Genomic DNA, 22,992 nt, shown 5'->3' with positions numbered 1-22,992 from the left:
AAGGGCACGCGGCCCGAAAAGTGCACTGATGCAGGCGATTGCGCCTCTTCATCACACCCGTCTTACTAAGCTCCACGTCATGGTGGACGGCATGCGCATCGGCATTCTCTCCTTCGGCCCGAAGGAGTTCGGCACGCTGCACGAGACCTGCGTCGAAGCGGGACACACCCCCCTCGTCTACGCCTACTCCCGCTCCCTGCGGCCCAGGACGGCCACGGACGACGACGCGGCTCGTGCCACGGGCCGGATCGCCGCCGCACTGCCCTCGGGGATCGACCTGCTGCTGCCGGGAAGTTCCGAAGGGCTGGGGGCCGCCCTACGGGGATACGACCTCGACCTCGTCGTCTGCTACGGATTCTCGTGGCGTCTACCGCACTCCGTGCTCTGCGTCCCGCGCTACGGAGTGGTCAACGTCCACTGTTCGATGCTGCCCAAGTACCGAGGCCCGGCACCGGTGTTATGGGCCATCCGGAACGGCGATGCCGAGCTGGGCGTGACCGCCCACCGCATGACCGAGGAGTTCGACGCCGGCCCCGTTCTGGCGCAGCAGGCCGGTGTCCCGCTGCCGGACGATGTCACCCCCGGCCTGCTGTGGGGCGGTCTCGCACCGGCGGTGCGTGCGGTGGTCCGACGGGCGTTGCGCCGTGTCCGGGACCCGGAAGCCGGTGAGCCACAGGCCACGGCAGGTGTCAGCTATGCCGGCCTGATGGAGCCCGAGTTCTTCACCCTCGACACCACGAAAGCGGCGCGCGAGCTCCACCATCAGGTACGGACATGTCGCTTCATGGGGCCTCAGGCGGCCCCGGTGGCCACCGTCAACGGCACCCGACGAAGAATTCTGCGCACCAGTCTCACGCCTGCCGACGGCTGGCGCCTCGACTGCGGCGACGGCGCCCTGTGGATCACCGCCTCTGAGCTCGTGGAACCGAACGGTCGGACAGAAGCGAACGACTAGCCGCGCTCCAGCAGCTGGGCCAGGCGCCGCGACCGTGCGGCTGCCTGCGGATCGTCGAATGCGCTGAGCAGTTCCCGGCTCTCCTGCCCGGCGGCACGCGCCTGTTCGCGCTCGCCGAGCACGTGGAGCGCGTCGGCCAAATTGTGCAGAGCGCAGGCGAGCTGCCACCGCCCGTCGAGACCGCGGTGCAGGGCAACGGCCCGCCGGTGCAACTCCGCCGCCTCCTGGTGGCGTCCCAGCGCCTGGCACGCCTCCCCCGCGCCGTCCTGTGCGATGGCCTCCCGGGCCCTGTCTCCGAGCCTCCGCTGGATGAGGGCGGACTCCCGGCACAGGCACAGTGAGACCTCCGGATTGCCCCGCGCCAGTTCGAGCCTTGCCGACTCCATCAGCCAGTGCCCTCGCCACACCTGGTTGTCCTCGGCCCCGGCGATGGCCAGTGCGGCCTCGATGGCATGCCCGGCCGCCTCCGCATCGTCCGCACCGCGCCGGGCCCAGCACAACAGGAACAGGGCATTGCCCTCACTGCCCCGGTCGCCTAGGACACGGAACTCCGCCAGCGCGGGTTCGAGGGTCCGCACCGCCTCGTCGTACCGGCCGAGTTCGCACAGGGACTCCGCGAGATTGCCCTGGAGCAGGGCCGTCCAACGGCGGTCCCTCAGCTCACGGAAGATCGCACAGCTGTCTTCGAAATGTGCGCGGGCCTCGTGGAGCCGGCGAAGGCGGAGACCGAGCAGCCCGAGCGCGTTGACGGAGACTGCCGTGCCCCGCCGATCACCGAGTTGCCGGCGGATGGCGAGCGCGGAGCGGTGGCAGTCCCGGGCCTCATCGAGCCGTAGCGCCTGGAAGGCCGACTTGCCCAGACTTTCCAGCGCCTCGGCCTGTCCGGCGGGCTCGTCGGCACGCACCGCGGCGTCCACGGCGATGCGGGCCGTCGAGGCCCAGTCGTCGAACGCGTTGTGATGCATGTAGACGGCACGCAGCACGACGGCCAGGCGCCATGCGAGAGCGGGAAAGCCTGATTCGGCGGCGACCCGGACCGCCGTGGCGAGATTGCCGCTCTCCGTCCGGTACCACTGGAAGGCTTCCTCGTACCGGGCGAACCGGAGCGGTGCGTCGGGCGCCGGAAACCGGTCGTCGAGGTGATAGCGGTCGAACGGCGCGATGACGCTCTGTGCCGCGTCGGCGGTGTGGAGATACCACGCCAGGCAGCGTTCGAGAATCGCTCTCCGCTCGGCTTCGCCGTCCCTCTTCCGGGCCTGGTCGGCCGCGTAGGCGCGTAGGAGGTCATGGAATTCGTAGCGGCCCGCAGGGCGTCGCTCCAGCAAATGCGCACTCACCAAGGTGTCCAGCTGCGCGCGTGCTTCCGCCGGCTCGACGCCCGCCATCCCGGCTACGGCGGGGAGGCCGAACTCGTTCCCGGGGTGGAGACCGAGGATGCGGAAGAGGCGAGCGGCGGGCGCGGGCAACGCCCGGTAGGACCACTCGAAAACGCTGCGCATCGCGTCGGGGCCGCCCTTCTCTTCGGTGGTGGTGAGGACATTCCACAGGGCCGACTCGTCGCGCAGGTCCTCGATCAGCTCGCTCAAGGGCATCGACGGCCAACTGGCGGCCCGTTCGGCGGCGATTCTCAGGGCCAGCGGTAGCCGTGCGCACAATCGGGCGAGTTCCGCCAGGTCGGCGCGCCGGTCCCGGCCTCGGTACTCGGCGGTGGCGGTGCGCAGCAGCGTGATCGCTTCCGCTGCCGGAAACGTCTCCAGCCGCACGCGTAACGCGCCCTGCTGCGCGACCAGGCCGGACAGATCATCCCTGCTGGTCACCACCGTCAGGCAGGCTGCGCTGCCGGGAAGCAGGGGGCGCACCTGCCCGCTGTCCACGGCGTTGTCGAGGATCACCAGCATGCGTCGGTCCGCGATCAAGGAGCGGAACATCGACTCCCGGCGCTCCCCTTCGACCGGCACCAGCGCGGCGGGAACGCCGAGATCTTCGAGGAAGCGCCCCAGTATCCTCTCGGGCGACACCGGCGAGTCGACGGCGTAACCCCGCAGATTGGCGTACAGCTCACCACCCGGGTAGTGCGACCGGATGGTGTGCGCCCAGTGCAGGGCAAGGGATGTCTTGCCCACCCCGGCCGTTCCCGTGATGACCGCCAACGGCAGCACGGCGGGCGTGCCGCGACCGTCCGCGACGAGCTGGCCGAGGCGGCTCAGCTCGCGCGAGCGGTTGACGAAGTGCCGTGTTCCGCCGAGGAGTTGGTGGGGCACTATGGCCGGGGCGTCCGGGACGTACTGATGGAGATGGACCCCGCCGTGGACGTCCCGGGCCTGGACGACGCCGTGCGCCGATGCCGAACCTCCGAACGTGTTGGAGTGCCCGGCGCCGTCACTCATACCGAGGTGCGGCACGGTGGCGGTAGGGGTGCCACATGATCGTCGAACCAGTCCTCCACGGGTTCGCCCACCTCGTACAGGCCCTGGATGAACTTTTGACAGTGCAGAATGAGTTCGGAATCCACGAATTTGCGAGCGGATTCCAGGATTCCCTGATCGTCGTAGACCGCTTGATACATCACCCGTGATCCGAGGGTGTAGATCTCCGGAAGCGGACCGTCCGACTCGAATTGCGAGACCTGATCAGCTCTGACGACACGAGTCGGGCCTCCGCACTGGCTGCGGATACGCAAGGCGTGCAGTTCCCACTGCAGGTAGTGGCTCAGGGGTTCTTCGACGACCCTGACCCGGCGGGCGGCGAAACCGTGCCGGTCCACCTTGCGGTGATAGCCGTCCATCTCGGCACGACCGGCTTCCAGCAGACGAAGGGACTCACCCCAGTCGCCGCGGGCGAACGCCTCCCAGCTGTCGTAGCCGGGCTCCTGGAAGGTCTGTTGCCGCTCCAGCTTCCAAAAGCCGAGGTCAGCGCTCTGCCAGAAGTGTTGCTCGAAGTCGGCGTAGTAGGCATCGAGCGGCATGCGCTCGCCGATCGCTCCGCCGAGCAGACTACTCATCCGGGATGTCCACCTTGGCCGCGACGATGGTCGCCCTGGGGATGATGACCAGCCGCTCACCGGGGTCGACACTCACCCCGTCGGGCAGCCGGCCCTCGTACGACGTGGTCAGATCGGTCCCGATGACAGCGACGTCACCGTTGTCCAGCTCCCAGATATCAGGACAGCTGGAATTTCCGGATGTCTGCCCCAGTTCATGCGACGACTTACCGAGCCGCCGCGTTAAGGACGCCGAGGGTTCGGCCACCCACCTTTTCCCCATCTTGCCTCCCCATTAGGCAAATTGACGGTTACTCAGCTCTCTGAGGCGACGAGGATAGCACCCAGGGAATTGAATTGAACACGGTGCGCTACCGGCGGTATCGCGCGATTGCGCCATACGGGGAGGGTGGGGGACGTACGAAGCCCCCGCGGCCGGTGTGGCAGCGGGGGCTTCGTTCGGGAGGGTGGGGGTGGTCAGACGCTCGCGGGCTCCGGGGTGGGTTCGGTCTCGTCGGCCGGGGTGCCGGCCTTCTCGGCCCGCTTGGCGGCCTTCTTCTTCGTCCGGCGTTCCTTGCGGAGTTCGATCATCGCGTAGAGCGTCGGGACGAGGAGGAGGGTGAGCAGGGTGGAGCTGATCAGGCCGCCGATCACGACCACGGCCAGCGGCTGGGAGATGAAGCCCCCGTCGCCGGTGATGGACGCGGCCATCGGCAGCAGCGCCATGATCGTGGCCAGGGCGGTCATCAGAATCGGGCGGAGCCGGTGCCGGCCGCCCTCGACGACCGCCTCGACGACGCCGTAGCCCTGAGCCCGGTACTGGTTGATCAGGTCGATCAGCACGATGGCGTTGGTGACCACGATGCCGATCAGCATCAGCATGCCGATCATCGCCGGGACGCCCAGCGGGGTGCCGGTGGCGATGAGCAGGCCGACCGCGCCGGTGGCCGCGAACGGGATGGAGACCAGCAGGATCAGCGGCTGGATCAGCGACCGGAAGGTGCCGACCAGCAGCATGAAGACGATGGCGATGGCGGCCAGCATGGCCAGGCCGAGCGAGGAGAACGCGTCGGACTGGTCCTGGGAGACGCCGCCGATGGTGGCGGTCGCGCCCTTCGGCAGCTTCAGGCCGTTGATCTTGGTCTGCAGCTCGGTGCTGACCGCGCCGGTGTTGTCGCCGGTCGGCTTGGCGGTGATGGTCGCCGAGCGGGCCCCGTCGATCCGGGTCATCTGGACCGGGCCGGGCACGGTCTTGACCGTGGCGAGGGTGCCGAGCGGCACCCGGCCGGCCGGGGTCGGGATCGCCAGCTTCTTCAACTGGGCCTCGGTGGTGGCCGGGTGGGCCGCCTTGATGACGATGTCCCGCTCGGTGTTGTCCAGGACGGCCGTGCCGGTGGTGGTGCCGCGGACCGCCTGGGCGACGGCGCCGCCGAGCGTGGTCTGGTTGTAACCGGCCGCGGCGGCCTTGGCGTTGGGAGTGACGGAGATCCGCGGCACGCTCTGCGCGAGGTCGCTCTGGACGTCGGTGACGTGGTCGAGCCCGGCGACGGCCGTGCGGACCTGCTCGCTGGCCCGCTTCAGCACGTCGGCGTCGCCGGCCTTGACGACCACGCTGAGGTCCTGGTTGCCGAAGCCGCCGCCCGCGGTGATCGTGGTGTCGCCGATGGCCGGGCCGAGTTTGTCGAGCTCCGTGCGCAGGTGGTCGGTGACCTTGCCGGAGTCCGCCGAGTCCTTCAGCTTGACCTGGTAGGACGCCTGGTTGGCGCCGGTGCCGCCGCCGAAGGCCGCCATGAAGCCGGAGGAGCCGACGGTGACCTGGTAGTCGGCGATGTCGTCGTCGGCCGCGAGCAGCTTCTCGACCTTCTTCGCCTGGGTGTCGGACGCGCCGAGGCTGGTGCCGGGCTTGAGCTCCTGCTTGACGGTCAGGGTGTCCTGGTCGCCCTGGTCGAAGAAGTTGGTCTTCAGCAGCGGGCCCATGGCGAACGTGCCGATCAGGACGACGACCGCGATGGCCAGGCTGGTGAGCCGGCGGCGGGTGGCGAACCGCAGGACCGGGACGTAGAGCCGCTGCAGGGCGCTGCGGGTCTCCTTCTCCTCGGCCTGGCGGCGCAGTTCGTCCGCCGTGGTGCCCTCGGGGATCTCCGGGGCGCGCAGGAACCAGTACGACAGGACCGGGACGACCGTGAGGGAGACGATCAGCGAGGAGAGCAGCGCGACGGTGACGGTCAGCGAGAACGAGCCGAAGAGCGCGCCGACCATGCCGCCGACCACGCCGATCGGGAGGAACACCGCGACGGTGGTGAGGGTCGAGGAGGTGATCGCGCCGGAGACCTCCTTGACCGCGGAGAGGATGGCCTCGCGGCGCTCCTCGCCGTAGCCCAGGTGCCGCTTGATGTTCTCCAGGACGACGATGGAGTCGTCGACGACCCGGCCGATCGCGATGGTGAGCGCGCCGAGGGTGAGCATGTTCAGGGACAGGTCACCGGTCCACAGCACGATCAGGGTGATGACGACCGAGAGCGGGATGGAGACCGCGGTGACCAGCGTCGAGCGCAGGCTGAGCAGGAAGACCAGGATGACGATGACGGCCATGGCCAGGCCGAGCATGCCCTCGGTGGTCAGCGACTCGATGGACTTGGAGACCGCCGGGCCCTGGTCGGAGACGACCGTGACGGCGGTGCCCTCGCCGAGGTCCTGACGGATCTTCGGGAGCCGGTCCTTGACCGCGTCGGAGATCGCGACCGCGCTGCCGTCCTGGTCCATCGTCACCATGACGGCGAGGCTGGGCTTGCCGTTGGTGCGGGTCAGCGAGGTCGGCGCGGCCGGCTCCTCCTTGACGGTGGCGACGTCGCCGAGCCGGACCGCCTTGCCCGCGGACGGGCCGCCCGCGGCCCCACCGGCGCCCGCGGCCGGCGGGACGGTCAGGTCCTTGATCTGCGCGACGGAGGTGAAGCCGGCGCCGACCTGGACCGTCCTGCTCTGGCCGTGCTCGGCGAACGAACCGGCCGGCACGGACGTGCCGCCGGCCTCCAGCGCCTGTCCGAGCGCCTGCGCGGTCAGCCCGGCGGCGGCGAGCTTCTTGTCGTCGGGGGTGACCGCGACGATCCGGTCCTGGACGCCGCTGACGGTGACCTGGCTGACCCCGTCGATGTTCTTCAGGTCCGGGACCACGCCGCGGTTGAGCTGGTCGGCGAGGGTCTGCTGATCCTTCTTGGAAGAAGAGACGGCGAGGACGACGGTGGGGATGTCGTCCGTCGAGCCGGCCACGACCTGCGGGTCGACGTCCTTGGGGAGCTTGGCCCGGGCCCGGTTGACGGCCTGCTGGACGTCGGCGACCAGGCGCTTGACGTCATTGCCGTAGTCGAACTGGGCCATGATGACGCCCGAGCCCTCGCTGGAGGTCGAGGTGACGCTCTTGATGCCGTCGACGGCCTGGACACCGTCCTCCAGCGGCTCGATCACCTGCTTCTCGACGACATCGGGCGAGGCGCCCTGGTACGGCGCGAGCACGGAGACCATCGGGAGTTCGATGGAGGGCAGGAGCTGCTGCTTGAGCTGGGGTATCGCGATGGCGCCGAAGGCGATCGCGACGATCGACATCAGCGCTATCAGGCCCCGTTGTACGAGGCTGAGCCGGGACAGCCAGGACATGGGTGGGGTCTCTCTTCTGTTCTGAAGGCGGGACGGTCGGCCGGGCCGGGCGCGGGCAGGCGCCTTCGTCAGGGCCGACGGCAGGGGCCCGTTGCGGGCCCACTTACACCTTCGGCCATGACCAGGCCGGTTTTCCTCGCTCGCAGGTCGGTTTCCGTCCCGGGGCCCGTACCGCGTTCGGAGTACGGGCCGCTCCCCCTCTACTGCACCCGTGGGCGTACGAGGCCCGATTCGTAGGCGATGACGACCAGCTGTGCGCGGTCGCGCGCCCCGAGCTTGGCCATCGCCCGGTTGACGTGCGTCTTGACCGTGAGCGGGCTGACCGCGAGCTGTTCGCCGATCTCGTCGTTGGACAGTCCGCCGGCCACCAGGACGAGTACCTCGCGCTCCCGGCCGGTCAGCGTCGTCAGCCGCTCCGCGCCCGGGCCGTCGGGCCCGCCGTCGCCCGGACCGCTGCCCTGGGCCAGGAACTTGGCGATCAGGCCCTTGGTCGCCGCGGGCGACAGCAGCGCCTCACCGCCCGCCGCGATCCGGATCGCGCCGAGCATCTCGTCCGGTTCGGCGCCCTTGCCGAGGAAGCCGCTGGCGCCGTTGCGCAGCGACTGGACCACGTAGTCGTCGACCTCGAAGGTGGTCAGGATGACCACCCGGACGTCGGTGAGGTCCGGGTCCTCGCTGATCATGCGGGTGGCGGCCAGCCCGTCCACGCCGGGCATCCGGATGTCCATCAGGACGACGTCGGGCCGCTCGGCCTTGGTCAGTTCGTAGGCCTGCGCGCCGTCGGAGGCCTCCCCCACCACCCGCATGTCCGGTTCGGAATCGACCAGCACGCGGAACGCGCTGCGCAGCAGCGCCTGGTCGTCGGCCAGCAGCACCTTGATCGTCATGTCGTCTCCCCCGTACGGACGGTCTGCAGTGGAAGGGTGACCCGCACCTGGAAGCCGCCGGCCGCGCGCGGGCCGGTCACGATCGTGCCGCCCAGCGCGTAGACCCGCTCGCGCATGCCGATCAGGCCGTGGCCGCCGCCGTTCTCCTCCGGCCCGTCGGTGCCCCCGGTCGGCGGGCCGGACCGGTCGGCGGCCCGCTGGCCCGGTACTCCGGCCGTGCCCGCGCCGTCGTCGAGGACGGTCACGGTCAGCGCGGAGGCGTGGTACGCGATCCGGATGGTGGCCCGGGCGCCCTCCCCGGCGTGTTTGTGGACGTTGGTCAGCGCCTCCTGGACCACGCGGTAGGCGGTGAGGTCGACGGAGGCGGGCAGCGGACCGGGGGCCTCGGGCACCTCCAGCTCCACCGGGAGCCCGGCGCGGACGAATCCGTCGACGAGCTGGTCGAGCACGCCGAGGCCGGGCGCGGGCTCGGTCGGTGCCCTCGGGTCGTCGGACTGCCGCAACAGGCCGACCGTGGCGCGGAGTTCCTCCAGCGCCGAACGGGACGCCTCCCGGACGTGTGCGAGGGCCTGCTTGGCCTGGTCGGGGCGGTTGTCCATGACGTGCGAGGCGACCCCGGCCTGGACGTTGACCAGGGCGATGTGGTGGGCGACGACGTCGTGCAGCTCCCGGGCGATGCGCAGCCGTTCCTCGGCGACCCGGCGGCGGGCCTCCTCCTCGCGGGTGCGCTCGGCCCGTTCGGCCCGTTCCCGGATGGCGTCGACGAAGGCCCGGCGGCTGCGGACCGCGTCACCCGCGGCGGCCGCCATACCGGTCCAGGCGAAGATCCCGAGGTTCTCCTGGGCGTACCAGGGGCGGGGGCCGTAGAGCATCGCGGAGGCGGTCAGGACGACGACGGTGAGGGCGCCGATCCGCCAGGTGGTGGGGCGGTCGGTACGGGAGGCGACGGTGTAGAGGGCGATCACCGCGGCGACCGCCACCGGGGCGCGCGGACTGCTCGCGCCGGCGACCAGTTCGACGAGGGTGAGCGTGCCGGTGGCCGCCAGGACCGAACGCGGCAGCCGGCGGCGCCACACGAGCGGGGCGCAGGCCAGCGCGGCCAGCACCACGGTGGTGGCGGTCAGCTCGTGCGGGACGATGCGCGGTCCGTGGACGCGGTGCGGGTCGGCCACCGCCCCGAACAGGATGCAGCCGAAGACGGCCACCGCCAGGGCCGCGTCGAACGCGCGCGGATGCGCCCGGCACCAGGCGAAGCGGCCGGCGCGGGCCGCGTCCGGTCGGGGGTCGAGGAGACTCACAACAGCAAACGGTAGCGCCCCGGTCCGCTGGGGACCGGGGCGCCGGGTGCCGGTGCACTGGAAAGGAGCGGCCGGTGGCGGCCGGCCGCACGGGCGCGGACGGCCGGGTGGCCGTCCGGCGGCGGGTTCAGCCCGGGATCAGGCCGTCGTCGCTGAGCATCTCCCGGACCTCGGCGAGCGTGGCGTCGGGGGACGGCAGGATCAGTTCCGACGGTTCGAGGGCGTCGTCGGGGAGCGGGGTGCCCATACGGCGCACCGAGTCCAGGAGAGCGCCGAGCGTGCGCCGGAAGCCGGCCTCGTCGCCGCTCTCCATCTCTTCGAGCAGTTCGTCGTCCAGCTTGTTGAGCTCGATGAAGTGGGCATCGTCCAGCTTCACCTGGCCCTCCCCCATGATCCGTACGATCACGACGGTCTCCCTTGGTCCGCTCCGACGGTCTCGCGATCCCTGCGAGGCTAACCGCCGCCGCTCGTCACTGCTTGTCGAAACGCGGCTGGTCCTGCTGCGGGGCGGGCCGGCCCTGGCCGCCCTGACCGCTCTCGATGGCCTGCTGGCCGGCCGACGAACCGCCCGCGAGCTCGGCCTTCATCCGCTGCAGCTCCAGCTCGACGTCGCTGCCGCCGGAGAGCCGGTCCAGCTCGGCGGTGATGTCGTCCTTGGCCATGCCGGACGGGTCGTCCAGCGCGCCGGACGCCATCAGCTCGTCGATCGCGCCGGCCCGGGCCTGCAGCTGCGCGGTCTTGTCCTCCGCGCGCTGGATGGCCAGACCGACGTCGCCCATCTCCTCGGAGATGCCGGAGAACGCCTCGCCGATCCGGGTCTGCGCCTGGGCCGCGGTGTACGTCGCCTTGATCGTCTCCTTCTTCGTGCGGAAGGCGTCGACCTTGGCCTGCAGCCGCTGCGCGGCGAGCGTGAGCTTCTCCTCCTCACCCTGCAGCGTCTGGTGCTGCGTCTCCAGGTCCGTGACCTGCTGCTGCAGCGCGCTGCGCCGGGTCAGCGCCTCGCGGGCCAGGTCCTCGCGGCCGAGCGCCAGCGCCTTGCGGCCCTGGTCCTCCAGCTTGGCGGACTGGCCCTGAAGCTGGTTGAGCTGCAGCTCCAGGCGCTTGCGGGAGGTCGCCACGTCGGCGACGCCGCGGCGTACCTTCTGCAGCAGCTCCAGCTGCTTCTGGTACGAGTAGTCAAGGGTCTCGCGCGGGTCTTCGGCCCGGTCCAGGGCCTTGTTGGCCTTCGCGCGGAAGATCATCCCCATCCGCTTCATGACACCATCGCTCATGGGCCTCGCGCGCCCCCTTCTGACCGACTTGCATCGGGCTTAGGCTCCAGCACATCTACAGACCCCACAGTACGGGCCCTGGTTCCATTACCGCACTGTTCGCGCCCGGATGCGCTCCTCCTCCAGGACGATCGGGACGGCCTCTTCTCCCGCGCAAGGAGTAGGGAAGGGGTTGCGGGGGGTCGCCGGACGGGAGGTGACCGCCGCCTTCCGGGCGGTGCCGTTGCCGGATCGTGCCCGTCGGCCCCTGGCCCCCGGGCGGCGACCACGTACTCTTGGGTGTTGTGTTCCGAAGCCGTTCGAAGGATGAGCAGGCCGCGCCCGCCAAGGTGACCGCGGACCAGCCCCAGCAGCCCCGCGACCCGCAGGCCCCCAAGGGCCGCCCGACGCCCAAGCGCAGCGACTCCCAGTCGCAGCGCCGGGCCCGTGCGCACACCCCCACCAACCGCAAGGACGCGGCGAAGGCCCAACGTGAAGCGCGCCGTGCCGATATGGCCCGGCAGCGCGAGGCGCTGGCCAACGGCGACGAGCGGTACCTCCCGGTGCGGGACAAGGGACCGGTGCGCCGGTTCGCCCGTGACTACGTCGACTCGCGCTGGTGCGTCGCGGAGTTCTTCCTGCCGATGGCCGTGGTGATCCTGGTGCTGACCATGATCCGGGTGCCGTCGATCCAGAGCATCGCGCTGCTGCTGTGGCTCGTGATCATCGTGCTGATCGTGCTGGACTCGATCCTGATCTGGTTCCGCCTGAGCAAGCGGCTGCAGGAGAAGTTCCCGAACGAGAACCTCAAGGGCGTGAAGGCCTACGCGGTCATGCGCACGCTCCAGATGCGGCGGCTGCGGCTGCCGAAGCCGCAGGTCAAGCGGGGCCAGCGGCCGTAATCGCGGCATACGAAAGGGCCGGATCCGCCGGGTGGCGGGTCCGGCCCTTCGTGCTGTCCGGGCGGGCCGCTCAGTCTTCGTCGGCCGCCTGCAGGCTCATCGGGGCCGGGTAGATCTCCTGGCCGTCCTCGAAGAGGCGGACCTGCTCGACGCCGCCTTCGAGGAGGGCCTTCCACTCCTCGCCGATCCACGATTCCGCGTCGCCCTGCGTCGTGAACTCCTCCGGCTCCACGGCGGGTACCGCCTCCGTACCGTCCGCCTTCTCGAACCGCCACGTCCACGCCATGTCCGCCTCCTGGATCCCACCGGGTACGTGAGTCGTGCTGTCGTGCCTGTCGTGCTGATCGAGAGCCTAACGGCCGTGTCGAGTCCGCCCCCGCCGCGCTCACCGGGAGCGGACGCGAGAAACTCGCGGTGTGGATGTGACTCTCCTCGGCACCGGGGCCCCGCTGGGGCTGCCGCGCCCCGGCTGCCCGTGTGCCGCCTGTGCGACCGCCGTCGGCGACGAGGCGCGGGCGGCGACCGCGCTGCTGGTCGACGGCGCGCTGCTGATCGATCTGACGCCGGGCCCGGCCTTCGCGGCCGCCCGCGCCGGACAGTCGCTGGCGGGCGTGCGGCAGGTGCTGCTGTCGCATCCGCACGAGGGGCCGGCGATGGAGGTGCCGGCCGGGCTGCCCACCCCGGGCCGGGTCGCGGACGGCCGGGAACTGGCACTGCTCGACGGGCACCGGATCCGGGCCCTCGCGGTCGACATCCCGGGCACCGCGTACGAGATCTCCGGGCCCGCCGGCGAGCGGCTGCTGTATCTGCCGCCGGGCGCGGCACCGGCCGGCCTGGTGGACGGGAACGGGGTCGCCGGCGGCGGCTACGACGGCGCCGGCGGGAACGGCCCGTACGACCTGGTGCTGCTCGACGTGCTGGGGCGGCCGGACGCGCTGGCGCGGCTTCGGGCGAGCGGGGCGGTGGACGCGGCGACGGACGTGGTGGCGGTGCACCTCGACCACGACGTGCCGCCGGGGCCCGAACTGCACCGCAGGCTGGCGGCGGTGGGGGCGCGGGCGGTGCCGGACGGCAGTTCGCTGGTGGTCGGCGAGTACCACGCGGTGCCGGACCTGCCGCGCCGGACGCTGGTGCTCGGCGGGGCGCGCAGCGGGAAGTCGGTGGAGGCGGAGCGGCGGCTGGCGGCGTTCCCGGACGTGCTGTACGTCGCCACCGGCGGCAGCCGGGACGGCGACGCGGACTGGGCGGCGCGGGTCTCGCTGCACCGGGAGCGGCGGCCCAGCAGCTGGCGGACGGTCGAGACCTGCGATCTGGTGCCGCTGCTGGCGGAGGGCGGGGCCGGCGGGGCTTTCGGGGCGGACCGGCCGGGCGGCGGTTCGCCGTTGCTCATCGACTGTCTGGCGCTGTGGCTGACGCACGTCATGGACGAGGTCGGGGCGTGGGACGACGCGACCTGGGAGGGCGGCGGCCGAAAGGCGCTGCGGGAGCGGACCGACGCGCTGGTGGCGGCGGTGCGGGCGACGCGGCGGCCGGTGGTGGCGGTCAGCAACGAGGTCGGCTCGGGGGTGGTGCCGGCGACGCCGGCGGGCCGCCGGTTCCGCGACGAACTGGGGCGGCTGAACGCGTCGTTCGGCGCCGAGTGCGAGCAGGTGCTGCTGGTCGTCGCGGGCCAGGCGCTTGCGCTGCGCGGATGACGCGGGCCCGGCCGCGCCCGTGTCCGCTTGCCCGGGGGCGCGCCGCCGGGTGCTCTTGAAGCGTGACCGGATACGGGCTGACCGAGTGTGTCGACGCGGCCGTGCGTGCCTATCTGGCGGAGCACCCGGAGGCGACCGTGGTCGCGCTGGACGAGGGCCTCGGCACCGGCTTCTGGCGGCTGGACAACGGGCTGCTGCACTGGCTGTCGGTGCTGCCGGAGGAGGCCGCCGCGGTGCGCCGGATGCTGCTGCCGGACACCGCCCGGCGGCACACCCTCGCCCGGGAGCCGGCCGGCCGGGAGTGGCCGGCCGCGGTGCCCGGGACGTCCCGTGGGGTGGTGGTGATCGCGGCCGGGGTGCTGCGGCGGCTGCCGCTGCCGGCCGGGCGGGCGCTGCTGACGGTGTGCGCGGCGCGGTTCCCCGGCGGTGCGCTGGTCTTCGACGCGCTGCCGCGGCGCGCGGCCGCCCTGGTCGCGGGCCGTCCGGGCCTGGTACCGGGGGACGTCCGCCGGCCCACGCCGGGGCGGTACCGGCCCCCGGTCCCGCGGGCGTTGCGGCCGCGGGTGTACGAGGTCCGCTTCGCCGCCGGGCCCGCTCCCGTACCGGAGGGCGAGCGGCCGCGGCGGGGCGGGAGCGGGGCCGGTGACGGCGGCCGCAACCCCGCCGCACGCCGAACGCATTGCCGGTAATCTGCGGCCAATGAGCGCCCTGAACCTCGATGACTTCGCCCATCTGATCGAGCGCCCCGATGGCGGGGTGCGCCGTGACGCCGAGGAGCGGCGGGCGCGGCTGGCCGTACCGCCGGGCGCGCTCGGCCGCCTCGACGAGCTCGGCGAGTGGCTGGCCGGTGCGCAGGCGCAGGTGCCGGTGCGGCCGATCCGGCAGGCCCGGCTGGTGCTGTTCGCCGGCGATCACGGGGTGGCGGAGCTGGGCGTCTCGGCCCGGCCGGCCGGCGGGACGAAGGACCTGGTCCGGGCGGTGCTGGACGGCGCGAGCCCGGCCGCGGTGCTGGCCCGGGGCGCGGGGGCGCAGCTGCGCGTGGTGGACATGGCGGTGGACTGCGACCCCGGGGAGCTGCCCGAGGAGGTCACCCGGCACCGGGTGCGGCGGGGCAGCGGCCGGATCGACGTCGAGGACGCGCTGACCGCCGAGGAGGCCGAGGCGGCGTTCCGGGCCGGGATGGCGGTCGCGGACGAGGAGGCGGACGCCGGTACGGACCTGGTGGTGCTGGGCGATCTGAGTGTCGGCGGCACGACCGCGGCGAGCACCTTGGTCGCCGCGCTGTGCGGCACAGACGCCTCGGTGGTCACCGGGCGCGGCGGGGCGCGGATCGACGACCTGGCGTGGATGCGCAAGTGCGCGGCGATCCGGGACGCGCTGCGGCGGGCCCGGCCGGTGCTCGGCGACCAGCTGGAGCTGCTGGCCACGGTCGGCGGCGCGGACCTGACCGCGATCACCGGGTTCCTGCTGCAGAGCGCGGTGCGCCGGACGCCGGTGATCCTGGACGGGGTGGTCTCGGCGGCCTGTGCGCTGGTGGCCCAGCGGGTGGCGTTCCGGGCGCCGGACTGGTGGCTGGCGGGTCAGGCCAGCGGCGAGCCGGCGCAGGCCAAGGCGCTGGACCGGATCGCACTCAACCCTCTGCTCGACCACGGCGTCACTGCTGGCGAGGGGACGGGGGCGCTGCTGGCCCTGCCACTGGTGCAGGCGGCCGCGGCCCTGGCGGCAGAACTTCCCGTACACGACTGAGGTGCACGCCGCCCCGGCCGGGGCGGCGCTCCTTCCCGCCCGTACCGGACCACCGGCGGCGCCCCATAAGATCTCGGCTTTACACGTTTTTTATGGGAGACATCGCTTGAGTCCGGACGAAGACCGCCGCGAGCAGCGCGGCGGCACCTGGTCGCAGCGCGGTGCCGCGTTCGGCATCTGGTATCTGCGCACGGTCACGTTCCTCAATCTGCTGAGCGCGGTGTGGGTGTCGTTCGGCACCGACATCCGCCGGCACAACGTCGAGGAGTACTTCACCCCGTACCTGCTGACCGCGGGGTTCGCCTCGGGGGCCTTCTCGCTGTTTTTGTCGGTGACGCTGCGGCGCCGCAAGCGGGCCGCCTGGATCCTGAACCTGGTCCTCTCCGGGCTGCTGGTGGGGCTGTTCGGCTTCGCGCTGGCGGCGGCGCCGGAGTTCCGCGGGCATCCGCAGAACTGGGTGTCGCTGGTGGTGACGGCGGTGTTCGCGGTCGCGCTGGTGGTCGGCCGGCGGGAGTTCTACGCCAAGGGCGACCGGTCGAACCCGAAGCTGGCGGCGGCGGTCGCGGTCGGCGGGCTGCTGGTCACCTCGCTGCTGGCGGCGCTGCTGGTGACCGTCACCAACACCGCCCAGGACACGTCCTCGACGTTCGTCATGCGCTGGCGCTACGGCCTGATGCGCCTGGTGTCGCTGGCCGCCGACGACCACCGCTTCCCCGCGATCGACACCCCGAACTGGGTCAACGTCACCATCAACGTGCTGAGCACGCTGCTGCTGGTGGCCGTGCTGTGGGCGGCGTTCCGGTCGGTCCGCAGCACCGAGCGGCTCACCGAGGACGACGAGGAGCGGCTGCGCGCCCTGCTGGACCGGCACGGTGACCGGGACTCGCTGGGCTACTTCGCGCTGCGCCGGGACAAGAGCGTGCTGTTCTCGCCCAGCGGCAAGGCGGCGATCACCTATCGCGTGGTGGGCGGGGTGTCGCTGGCCTCCGGCGATCCGCTGGGCGACCCCGAGGCGTGGCCCGGGGCGATCGAGGTGTGGCTGGCCGAGGCCCGGGCGCACGGCTGGGCGCCGGCCGTCATGGGCGCGAGCGAGGAGGGCGGCACGATCTACGCCCGGCACGGCCTGGACGCGCTGGAGCTGGGCGACGAGGCGATCGTGGAGACCGCGGAGTTCACCCTCGGCGGCCGCGCGATGCGCACCGTGCGGCAGGCGTACAACCGCATCGAGCGGGCCGGCTACACCGTCCGCATCCGGCGGCACGAGGACATTCCCGCCGAGGAGATGGCGCGGCTGCTGGAGCTGGCCGACGACTGGCGGGACGGGGAGACCGAGCGGGGCTTCTCGATGGCGCTGGGCCGGCTCGGCGATCCGGCGGACGGCCGCTGCGTGATGCTGGAGTGCTCCGACGAGCAGGGTGAGCTGCGGGCGCTGCTGAGCTTCGTGCCGTGGGGCGCGAAGGGCCTGTCGCTGGACCTGATGCGGCGGGACCGCGCGTCGGAGAACGGGCTGATGGAGTTCATGGTCCTGGAGCTGATCCAGCGCGCGAAAGAGGTGGAGATCACTCAGCTCTCACTGAACTTCGCGATGTTCCGTTCCGTCTTCGAACGCGGTTCGCGGCTCGGCGCGGGCCCGGTGCTGCGCCTGTGGCGCTCGCTGCTGAGCTTCTTCTCCAGGTGGTGGCAGATCGAATCGCTCTATCGCGCCAACGCGAAATACCGGCCCATCTGGGAGCCGCGGTTCATGCTCTTCGAGAAGAGCACCGATCTGCTGCGGATCGGCCTGGCCGCTGCCCGGGCGGAAGGCTTCCTGGAAGCACCTGGTCTGCCGAAGTGGCTGAACCGCAAGCACCTGGAGAACGCGAGATGAGTGTGGCCCGTGCGGGGCGGCGGGACATAGCCGTTCTGCGCCGGGCGGCGCGGGCCGAGTGGGGGGCGCTGCTGCGGACGGTGCGGTCGGAGCTGGTCTCCGCGAGGCTGCGGGCGATCCCGGTGACGCTCGCCGCGGTCTGCCTGACGCTGGTCTTCCAGTTCGTGCAGAACCAGGCGTGGGGCTACCACGCCATCCAGGACATCGGCTCGGTCCAGGCGTACGAGCACCTGTGGATCGCGCTGCTGCGCACCCCGCTGTCGCTGTTCGTGCCCGCGCTGGACCTCCCGGTGTGGGGCGCGCTGGCGCAGATCCTGGTGGTCTTCGGCATCGCGGAGACCTGCCTGGGCTGGCGGAAGACGCTGCTGGTCGCCTACGTGGCCACGCTCGCCGGGACGATGTACGCCCGGATCGGGATCTGGATCGGCCCGCAGAGCCCGCTGGGCCTGCCCGACTCGGACAAGTACGTCATCGACACCGGCCCGTCGGCGGCCGTGGTGGGCCTGGCGGTGTTCGTGTGCTGGCGCTACCGGGCGTGGTTCACCGGTTCGCTGGTGGTGCTCTCGATGGTCTTCGAGGTGCTGTTCATCAAGAACAACCTGGCCGGCAAGGAGCACCTCGCGGCGATCCTCGGGGTGCTGGTGGTGTGCGGGCTGTGGGAGGCCTGGCGGCCGGTCAAACCGCGCGACGCGCAACGCGTCAGCGGCTGGGGGCGCCGCCGATGAGGTGCTCCACCTTGCGGCGCAGGCCCGACCAGCGGCGGTCGTGGCGGTAGGCGCGGACCCTCGCCCGGGCCCGCGCCCGGGGCCGGTTGCGGTAGAGGCGCCTGGCCCACGGTGAGTTGGGCCGGGCCAGCCGGATCGCGCCGAACAGCGCGACGAACGGCACGAACACCCCGATGACCGCCATCCGCGCCTTCCCCTTCACCAGTGCGAGCAGCGCGAAGAGGAAGTTCACCGCGACGGTTTGGACGACGGTGAGGCGGTCGGTGGTCTCGTCCGGGGTGAGTTCGTTGACGCCGAACGGCAGGAAACCGCCGAGGACCAGCGCGACCAGGGCGACGGTGAGGATGACGGCCTCGACGCTCTTGGTGCCCTCCTCCGTCCAGTACACGTCGTCCAGGTGCAGGATCAGCGCGAACTCGTCCAGGACGAGGCCCACGCCGATCCCGAAGAGCACCGCGGCGACGCCGGCGCCGAAGCCGCGCCGGCCGCCGGCGATCGCGATGAATCCGCCGGCGACCATCAGCACCACGCCGGGCACCACGTGGTGGACGTGCAGCCCGCCCGGCGAGATGTCGTGGAACGGTCCCTTCCCGGCCCGGATCAGCCGGGTGACGGCCCGGGTGACGAGGAAGGTCAGCACGAAGGAGGCCAGGGCGAGCAGCAGCGGCAGCTTCCCCGGCTCGACGATGTTGCGGTACCACCAGTGACCCATGGGCACCATTAGGCCCTCTCGTGACGGCCGGGGGTGGCAGGCGGGCGCGGCGGACGCCCGGATAGCCTGCCGCGATGACCGAGACCCCCGCTCCCCCGGCCCGCGCGGACGCCCTGCGCTTCGCGTTCGGCACGCTGACCGTGCTGCCGGTGCGGGTGCACCGCTGGGACCGGGCGGCGGCCCGCGGCGGGATGCTCTGCGCGCCCCTGGCCGGTCTGGTCGTCGGCGGCTTCGCGGCCGCGCTCGGCGGGGCGCTGCTGCTGCTCGGCGGCGGTCCGCTGCTGGCCGCGGTCGGCACCGCGGCGGTGCCCGCCGTCCTCACCCGCGGACTGCATCTGGACGGGCTCGCCGACACCGCCGACGGACTGGGCAGCGGCAAGCCCGCCGAGGACGCGCTGCGCATCATGAAGCAGTCCGACATCGGCCCGTTCGGCGTCCTCACGCTGCTGTTCACCCTGCTGGCCCAGGTGGCGGCGCTGGCCGGGCTGTACGCGGCGGGCTGGGCGTACGGCGCGCTGGGAGCGGGGGTGGCCGCGGTCACCGGCCGGTGCGCGCTGACCCTGGCCTCCCGTACGGGGGTGCCGGCAGCCCGTCCGGACGGGCTGGGCGCGGCGGTCGCGGGGACGGTGCCGGTGCGTGCGGCGGTGCTGTGCGCCGCCCTGGTCGTCGCGGGCTGTGCGGCGGCGGGCGCGGTGTGGGGCCCGTACGGCGCGGTGCACGCGGGGCTGGCGGCGGTGCTCGGGCTGGCGGCCGGCGAACTGCTGCTGGGGCGCTGCCGGCGGCGGTTCGGCGGGGTGACCGGGGACGTGTTCGGCGCGCTCGCGGAGGGCGCCGGGCTGACCGCGCTGCTGGCGCTGACCCTCGGCTGATCCGGCGATTCCGCCAATTCCGCCAATTCCCTTGTATCGTCCATGAGTTGGCCGGGCTCGGTACGGCCCGCCGCGCAACGGTCCGCACCGGAACGGCAGCGGGCCGGGCCTCGCGGCGCCGCCGAGCGTAGGCTCGGCCGCAGCAGCGCGCCAAGGCGCGACAACGGATTCCCGGACGGAACAGGACTCTCATCACCGTGACTGCACTGACCCTCAGTACTTCTTCCGCCGCAACGGTGCGTGCGGATGCCGTCGTCGTCGGCGTGGCCAAGGGCGCCAAGGGCGTCGTCGTGGCCCCCGGTGCCGAGGCCGTGGACAAGGCGTTCGGCGGCAAGCTCGCCGGTGTGCTGGAGACCCTCGGCGCAAGTGGTGCCGAGGGCGAGGTGACCAAGCTGCCCGCGGCGGACGGTCTCAAGACGCCGGTCGTGCTGGCGGTCGGCCTGGGCGACGCACCGGCCAAGGGCGACGGCTACGCCCACGAGGCGCTGCGGCGCGCCGCGGGCAGTGCCGCCCGGGCGCTGGCCGGCAGCAAGAAGGCCGGCTTCGCACTGCCGGTCGAGGACGCCGAGGCGGCCGCGGCGGTGAGCGAGGGCGCGCTGCTCGGCGCGTACACCTTCACCGCGTTCCGCAGCAACGGCGCCGGCAACGGCAAGAACGGCAAGAAGAACGACGGCAAGTCGGCGCCGCTGGCCGAGGTCGCGATCCTCGGCGGCAAGCCGCGCGACAAGGAGTTCAAGGCCGCCACCGAGCGCGCGCAGGCGCTGGCCGCGGAGATCAACCGCGCCCGCGACCTGATCAACACCCCCTCCAACGCCCTCAACCCGAAGTCCTTCGCGGCCGAGGCGCAGGCCGCGGCCAAGGAGTTCGGCCTCAAGGTCGAGGTGCTGGACGAGAAGGCGCTCAAGAAGGGCGGCTACGGCGGTCTCATGGGCGTCGGCCAGGGCTCGGAGGCCCCGCCGCGGCTGGTGCGGATCGCACACACCCACCCCAAGGCGAACAAGACCCTGGCACTGGTCGGCAAGGGCATCACCTACGACTCGGGCGGCATCTCGCTCAAGCCGGCCGGCCACAACGAGACCATGAAGTGCGACATGAGCGGCGCCGCCGCGGTGTTCGCCGCCGTCGTGGCCGCGGCCCGGCTCGGCCTGGAGGTGAACGTCACCGGCTGGCTGGCGCTCGCCGAGAACATGCCGTCCGGCTCCGCCACCCGCCCGGGTGACGTGCTGACCATGTACAGCGGCAAGACCGTCGAGGTGCTGAACACGGACGCCGAGGGCCGGCTGGTCCTGGCCGACGCGCTGGCGCGGGCCTCGGAGGAGGAGCCGGACGCGATCGTGGACGTCGCCACGCTGACCGGCGCGATGGTGCTGGCGCTCGGCCACCGCCACTTCGGGATCATGGCCAACGACGAGGCCTTCCGCACCTCGATCCACGAGATCGCGGAGGAGGTCGGCGAGCAGTCCTGGCCGATGCCGATGCCCGAGCACCTCCGCAAGGGCATGGACTCGCCGGTCGCCGACATCGCCAACATGGGTGAGCGCATGGGCGGCGGTCTGGTCGCCGGACTCTTCCTGAAGGAGTTCATCGGCGAGGGCATCCCGTGGGCCCACCTGGACATCGCCGGCCCGGCCTTCCACGAGGGCTCGCCCTGGGGCTACACCCCCAAGGGCGGTACCGGCTCCGCGGTCCGCACCCTGGTCCGGCTGGCCGAGCGCACCGCCGCGGGCGACCTCGGCTGACGCCGGCCCGTCTGATCCGCTTTGTCCGTACGGCCCCGAGCTCACAGCCCGGGGCCGTCGGTGTGCGCACGGGGCAGTGTTCGCCCTCAACGAAATCCGTACGTGCATACGCACCGGTAACCCCGTCGAGGCGGCGACTCAGCCGTCCAGAGCCCGGCCCGCCGTCCCGGCTTCGTTGAACAAGTGCGAAGATGGGTTCTCGGCAGGACAGGGCCCCCCTTACCCAGGGCCGAAATTAAAGCGGCCGAACAACAGCCGCGGTCCGGTCATCGCAGACCGGTCCGGCGCATCCATGCATGGAGGACGTGACGTGGCGAACGACGCCAGCACCGTTTTCGACCTAGTGATCCTCGGAGGCGGTAGCGGTGGTTACGCCGCTGCCCTGCGCGGGGCGCAGCTGGGCCTGGACGTCGCCCTGATCGAGAAGGGCAAGGTCGGCGGTACCTGCCTGCACAACGGCTGCATCCCCACGAAGGCACTGCTGCACGCCGGTGAGATCGCCGACCAGGCTCGCGAGAGCGAGCAGTTCGGTGTCAAGGCCACTTTCGAGGGCATTGACATGGCGGCGGTCCACAAGTACAAGGACGACGTCATCTCGGGCCTGTACAAGGGCCTGCAGGGTCTGATCGCCTCCCGCAAGGTGACGTACATCGAGGGTGAGGGCCGCCTGTCCTCGCCGACCTCCGTGGACGTGAACGGCCAGCGCGTCCAGGGCCGCCACGTCCTGCTGGCGACCGGCTCCGTGCCGAAGTCCCTGCCGGGCCTGGAGATCGACGGCGACCGCATCATCTCCTCGGACCACGCGCTCAAGCTGGACCGCGTGCCGAAGTCCGCGATCGTCCTGGGCGGCGGCGTGATCGGCGTCGAGTTCGCCTCGGCGTGGAAGTCCTTCGGCACCGACGTCACCATCGTCGAGGGCCTCAAGCACCTCGTCCCGGTCGAGGACGAGAACAGCTCCAAGCTGCTGGAGCGGGCCTTCCGCAAGCGGGGCATCAAGTTCAACCTCGGGACCTTCTTCGACAAGGCCGAGTACACCACCGACGGCGTCAAGGTCACCCTCGCCGACGGCAAGACCTTCGAGGCCGAGGTGCTGCTGGTCGCGATCGGCCGCGGGCCGGTCTCGGCGGGCCTGGGCTACGAGGAGCAGGGCGTCGCGACGGACCGCGGCTACGTCCTCGTCGACGAGTACATGCAGACCAACGTGCCGACCATCTCGGCCGTCGGTGACCTCGTCCCCACCCTCCAGCTCGCGCACGTCGGCTTCGCCGAGGGCATGCTGGTGGCGGAGCGACTGGCCGGTCTGAACGTGGTCCCGATCGACTACGACGGCGTGCCGCGGGTGACGTACTGCCACCCCGAGGTCGCTTCGGTGGGCATCACCGAGGCGAAGGCCAAGGAGCTGTACGGCTCCGACAAGGTCGTCGCCCTGAAGTACAACCTCGCGGGCAACGGCAAGAGCAAGATCCTCAAGACCGCGGGCGAGATCAAGCTCGTCCAGGTCAAGGACGGTGCCGTGGTCGGCGTCCACATGGTCGGTGACCGTATGGGCGAGCAGGTCGGCGAGGCCCAGCTGGTCTACAACTGGGAGGCCCTGCCGGCCGAGGTTGCGCAGCTGGTGCACGCGCACCCGACGCAGAACGAGGCGCTCGGCGAGGCCCACCTGGCCCTGGCCGGCAAGCCCCTCCACTCCCACGACTGACCCGAGTCCGGGCGCGAC

Annotated in this window: 20 protein-coding genes; 10 read left to right on the top strand and 10 right to left on the bottom strand. The window is 71.8% G+C overall.

The genetic code is table 11. The features are described from left to right. Positions 1-79 precede the first annotated feature (79 nt). A complete protein-coding gene (locus IG62_RS0121220) occupies positions 80-955 on the top strand; it encodes a methionyl-tRNA formyltransferase (protein ID WP_030805378.1) in 876 nt (291 codons plus the stop codon). Here IG62_RS0121220 and IG62_RS0121215 read toward each other — a convergent pair. From IG62_RS0121215 to IG62_RS0121180, 8 genes are all read right to left on the bottom strand, one after another. Then, positions 952-3,342, bottom strand: a complete 2,391-nt coding sequence (locus IG62_RS0121215) for an ATP-binding protein (RefSeq protein ID WP_051798378.1) — start codon at positions 3,340-3,342, stop codon at positions 952-954. The genes IG62_RS0121220 and IG62_RS0121215 overlap by 4 nt on opposite strands. After that, positions 3,339-3,956, bottom strand: a complete 618-nt coding sequence (locus IG62_RS0121210) for a DUF6879 family protein (RefSeq protein WP_030805354.1) — start codon at positions 3,954-3,956, stop codon at positions 3,339-3,341. Before IG62_RS0121210 ends, IG62_RS0121215 begins: the two co-directional genes overlap by 4 nt. Then, on the bottom strand, positions 3,949-4,218 hold the full coding sequence (locus tag IG62_RS0121205) for a hypothetical protein (RefSeq protein WP_030805351.1): 270 nt from the start codon (positions 4,216-4,218) through the stop codon (positions 3,949-3,951). Before IG62_RS0121205 ends, IG62_RS0121210 begins: the two co-directional genes overlap by 8 nt. Before the next feature lie 194 nt (positions 4,219-4,412). Then, on the bottom strand, positions 4,413-7,586 hold the full coding sequence (locus IG62_RS0121200) for an efflux RND transporter permease subunit (RefSeq protein WP_030805348.1): 3,174 nt from the start codon (positions 7,584-7,586) through the stop codon (positions 4,413-4,415). A 200-nt stretch (positions 7,587-7,786) separates the two neighbouring features. Further along, entirely contained in the window at positions 7,787-8,473 is a 687-nt protein-coding gene (locus IG62_RS0121195) for a response regulator (RefSeq protein ID WP_030805345.1), read from the bottom strand. Further along, complete coding sequence (locus IG62_RS0121190; RefSeq protein WP_030805341.1) at positions 8,470-9,771, bottom strand: sensor histidine kinase; 1,302 nt, start codon at positions 9,769-9,771, stop codon at positions 8,470-8,472. The genes IG62_RS0121195 and IG62_RS0121190 overlap by 4 nt, the downstream gene beginning before the upstream one ends. Before the next feature lie 127 nt (positions 9,772-9,898). After that, a complete protein-coding gene (gene pspAA, locus IG62_RS0121185; RefSeq protein ID WP_030805338.1) occupies positions 9,899-10,177 on the bottom strand; it encodes a PspA-associated protein PspAA in 279 nt (92 codons plus the stop codon). Positions 10,178-10,241: 64 nt separating this feature from the next. Further along, positions 10,242-11,042, bottom strand: coding sequence for a PspA/IM30 family protein (locus IG62_RS0121180; RefSeq protein ID WP_307810944.1), 801 nt, complete (start codon positions 11,040-11,042; stop codon positions 10,242-10,244). Between the two features lie 284 nt (positions 11,043-11,326). Here IG62_RS0121180 and IG62_RS0121175 point away from each other — a divergent pair, with 284 nt between their 5' ends. After that, complete coding sequence (locus IG62_RS0121175) at positions 11,327-11,923, top strand: DUF3043 domain-containing protein (protein WP_030805335.1); 597 nt, start codon at positions 11,327-11,329, stop codon at positions 11,921-11,923. 70 nt (positions 11,924-11,993) lie between these two features. Here the strand turns inward: IG62_RS0121175 and IG62_RS0121170 are convergent, their stop codons facing one another. Then, the gene (locus tag IG62_RS0121170) at positions 11,994-12,209 is read right to left on the bottom strand and encodes a hypothetical protein (protein WP_030805332.1); all 216 of its coding nucleotides are present in this window, start codon (positions 12,207-12,209) and stop codon (positions 11,994-11,996) included. 130 nt (positions 12,210-12,339) lie between these two features. Between IG62_RS0121170 and IG62_RS0121165 the strand changes: the two genes are divergently transcribed. The 5 genes from IG62_RS0121165 (at position 12,340) to IG62_RS47310 (ending at position 17,955) form a co-directional block, all read left to right on the top strand. Next, positions 12,340-13,617, top strand: a complete 1,278-nt coding sequence (locus IG62_RS0121165; RefSeq protein WP_030805329.1) for a bifunctional adenosylcobinamide kinase/adenosylcobinamide-phosphate guanylyltransferase — start codon at positions 12,340-12,342, stop codon at positions 13,615-13,617. A gap of 62 nt (positions 13,618-13,679) precedes the next feature. Beyond that, positions 13,680-14,306 carry a hypothetical protein gene (locus tag IG62_RS47860; RefSeq protein WP_051798376.1) on the top strand — a complete coding sequence of 209 codons (627 nt, stop codon included), beginning with the start codon at positions 13,680-13,682 and terminating at the stop codon, positions 14,304-14,306. A 10-nt stretch (positions 14,307-14,316) separates the two neighbouring features. Continuing rightward, a complete protein-coding gene (cobT, locus tag IG62_RS0121155; RefSeq protein WP_030805324.1) occupies positions 14,317-15,363 on the top strand; it encodes a nicotinate-nucleotide--dimethylbenzimidazole phosphoribosyltransferase in 1,047 nt (348 codons plus the stop codon). Positions 15,364-15,469: 106 nt separating this feature from the next. Continuing rightward, a complete protein-coding gene (locus IG62_RS0121150; protein ID WP_030805321.1) occupies positions 15,470-17,230 on the top strand; it encodes a phosphatidylglycerol lysyltransferase domain-containing protein in 1,761 nt (586 codons plus the stop codon). Beyond that, positions 17,227-17,955 carry a hypothetical protein gene (locus IG62_RS47310; protein WP_030805318.1) on the top strand — a complete coding sequence of 243 codons (729 nt, stop codon included), beginning with the start codon at positions 17,227-17,229 and terminating at the stop codon, positions 17,953-17,955. Before IG62_RS0121150 ends, IG62_RS47310 begins: the two co-directional genes overlap by 4 nt. Here the strand turns inward: IG62_RS47310 and IG62_RS0121140 are convergent. After that, positions 17,930-18,667 carry a hypothetical protein gene (locus IG62_RS0121140; protein ID WP_030805315.1) on the bottom strand — a complete coding sequence of 246 codons (738 nt, stop codon included), beginning with the start codon at positions 18,665-18,667 and terminating at the stop codon, positions 17,930-17,932. The two genes, IG62_RS47310 and IG62_RS0121140, sit on opposite strands and share 26 nt — an antisense overlap. 74 nt (positions 18,668-18,741) lie before the next feature. Here IG62_RS0121140 and IG62_RS0121135 point away from each other — a divergent pair, with 74 nt between their 5' ends. From IG62_RS0121135 to lpdA, 3 genes are all read left to right on the top strand, one after another. Then, a complete protein-coding gene (locus IG62_RS0121135; protein WP_030805312.1) occupies positions 18,742-19,536 on the top strand; it encodes an adenosylcobinamide-GDP ribazoletransferase in 795 nt (264 codons plus the stop codon). Between the two features lie 197 nt (positions 19,537-19,733). Further along, a complete protein-coding gene (locus IG62_RS0121130) occupies positions 19,734-21,275 on the top strand; it encodes a leucyl aminopeptidase (protein WP_030805309.1) in 1,542 nt (513 codons plus the stop codon). Positions 21,276-21,585: 310 nt separating this feature from the next. After that, on the top strand, positions 21,586-22,974 hold the full coding sequence (gene lpdA, locus IG62_RS0121125; RefSeq protein WP_030805306.1) for a dihydrolipoyl dehydrogenase: 1,389 nt from the start codon (positions 21,586-21,588) through the stop codon (positions 22,972-22,974). Positions 22,975-22,992 lie beyond the last annotated feature (18 nt).

It is taken from the genome of Streptomyces sp. NRRL S-337 (assembly GCF_000720175.1).
In the GTDB taxonomy this organism is placed as follows: domain Bacteria; phylum Actinomycetota; class Actinomycetes; order Streptomycetales; family Streptomycetaceae; genus Streptomyces; species Streptomyces siderophoricus.
The sequence above is the reverse complement of the archived record's forward strand: the minus strand, read 5'-3'. Positions and strand labels throughout refer to the sequence as shown.

Coding starts and splice junctions, on each gene's coding strand:
- IG62_RS0121220 (WP_030805378.1), top strand. CDS start 80: ATGGTGGACGGCATGCGCATCGGCATTCTCTCCTTCGGCCCGAAGGAG.
- IG62_RS0121215 (WP_051798378.1), bottom strand. CDS start 3,342: ATGAGTGACGGCGCCGGGCACTCCAACACGTTCGGAGGTTCGGCATCG.
- IG62_RS0121210 (WP_030805354.1), bottom strand. CDS start 3,956: ATGAGTAGTCTGCTCGGCGGAGCGATCGGCGAGCGCATGCCGCTCGAT.
- IG62_RS0121205 (WP_030805351.1), bottom strand. CDS start 4,218: ATGGGGAAAAGGTGGGTGGCCGAACCCTCGGCGTCCTTAACGCGGCGG.
- IG62_RS0121200 (WP_030805348.1), bottom strand. CDS start 7,586: ATGTCCTGGCTGTCCCGGCTCAGCCTCGTACAACGGGGCCTGATAGCG.
- IG62_RS0121195 (WP_030805345.1), bottom strand. CDS start 8,473: ATGACGATCAAGGTGCTGCTGGCCGACGACCAGGCGCTGCTGCGCAGC.
- IG62_RS0121180 (WP_307810944.1), bottom strand. CDS start 11,042: ATGAGCGATGGTGTCATGAAGCGGATGGGGATGATCTTCCGCGCGAAG.
- IG62_RS0121170 (WP_030805332.1), bottom strand. CDS start 12,209: ATGGCGTGGACGTGGCGGTTCGAGAAGGCGGACGGTACGGAGGCGGTA.
- cobT (WP_030805324.1), top strand. CDS start 14,317: ATGAGCGCCCTGAACCTCGATGACTTCGCCCATCTGATCGAGCGCCCC.
- IG62_RS47310 (WP_030805318.1), top strand. CDS start 17,227: ATGAGTGTGGCCCGTGCGGGGCGGCGGGACATAGCCGTTCTGCGCCGG.
- IG62_RS0121140 (WP_030805315.1), bottom strand. CDS start 18,667: ATGGGTCACTGGTGGTACCGCAACATCGTCGAGCCGGGGAAGCTGCCG.
- IG62_RS0121135 (WP_030805312.1), top strand. CDS start 18,742: ATGACCGAGACCCCCGCTCCCCCGGCCCGCGCGGACGCCCTGCGCTTC.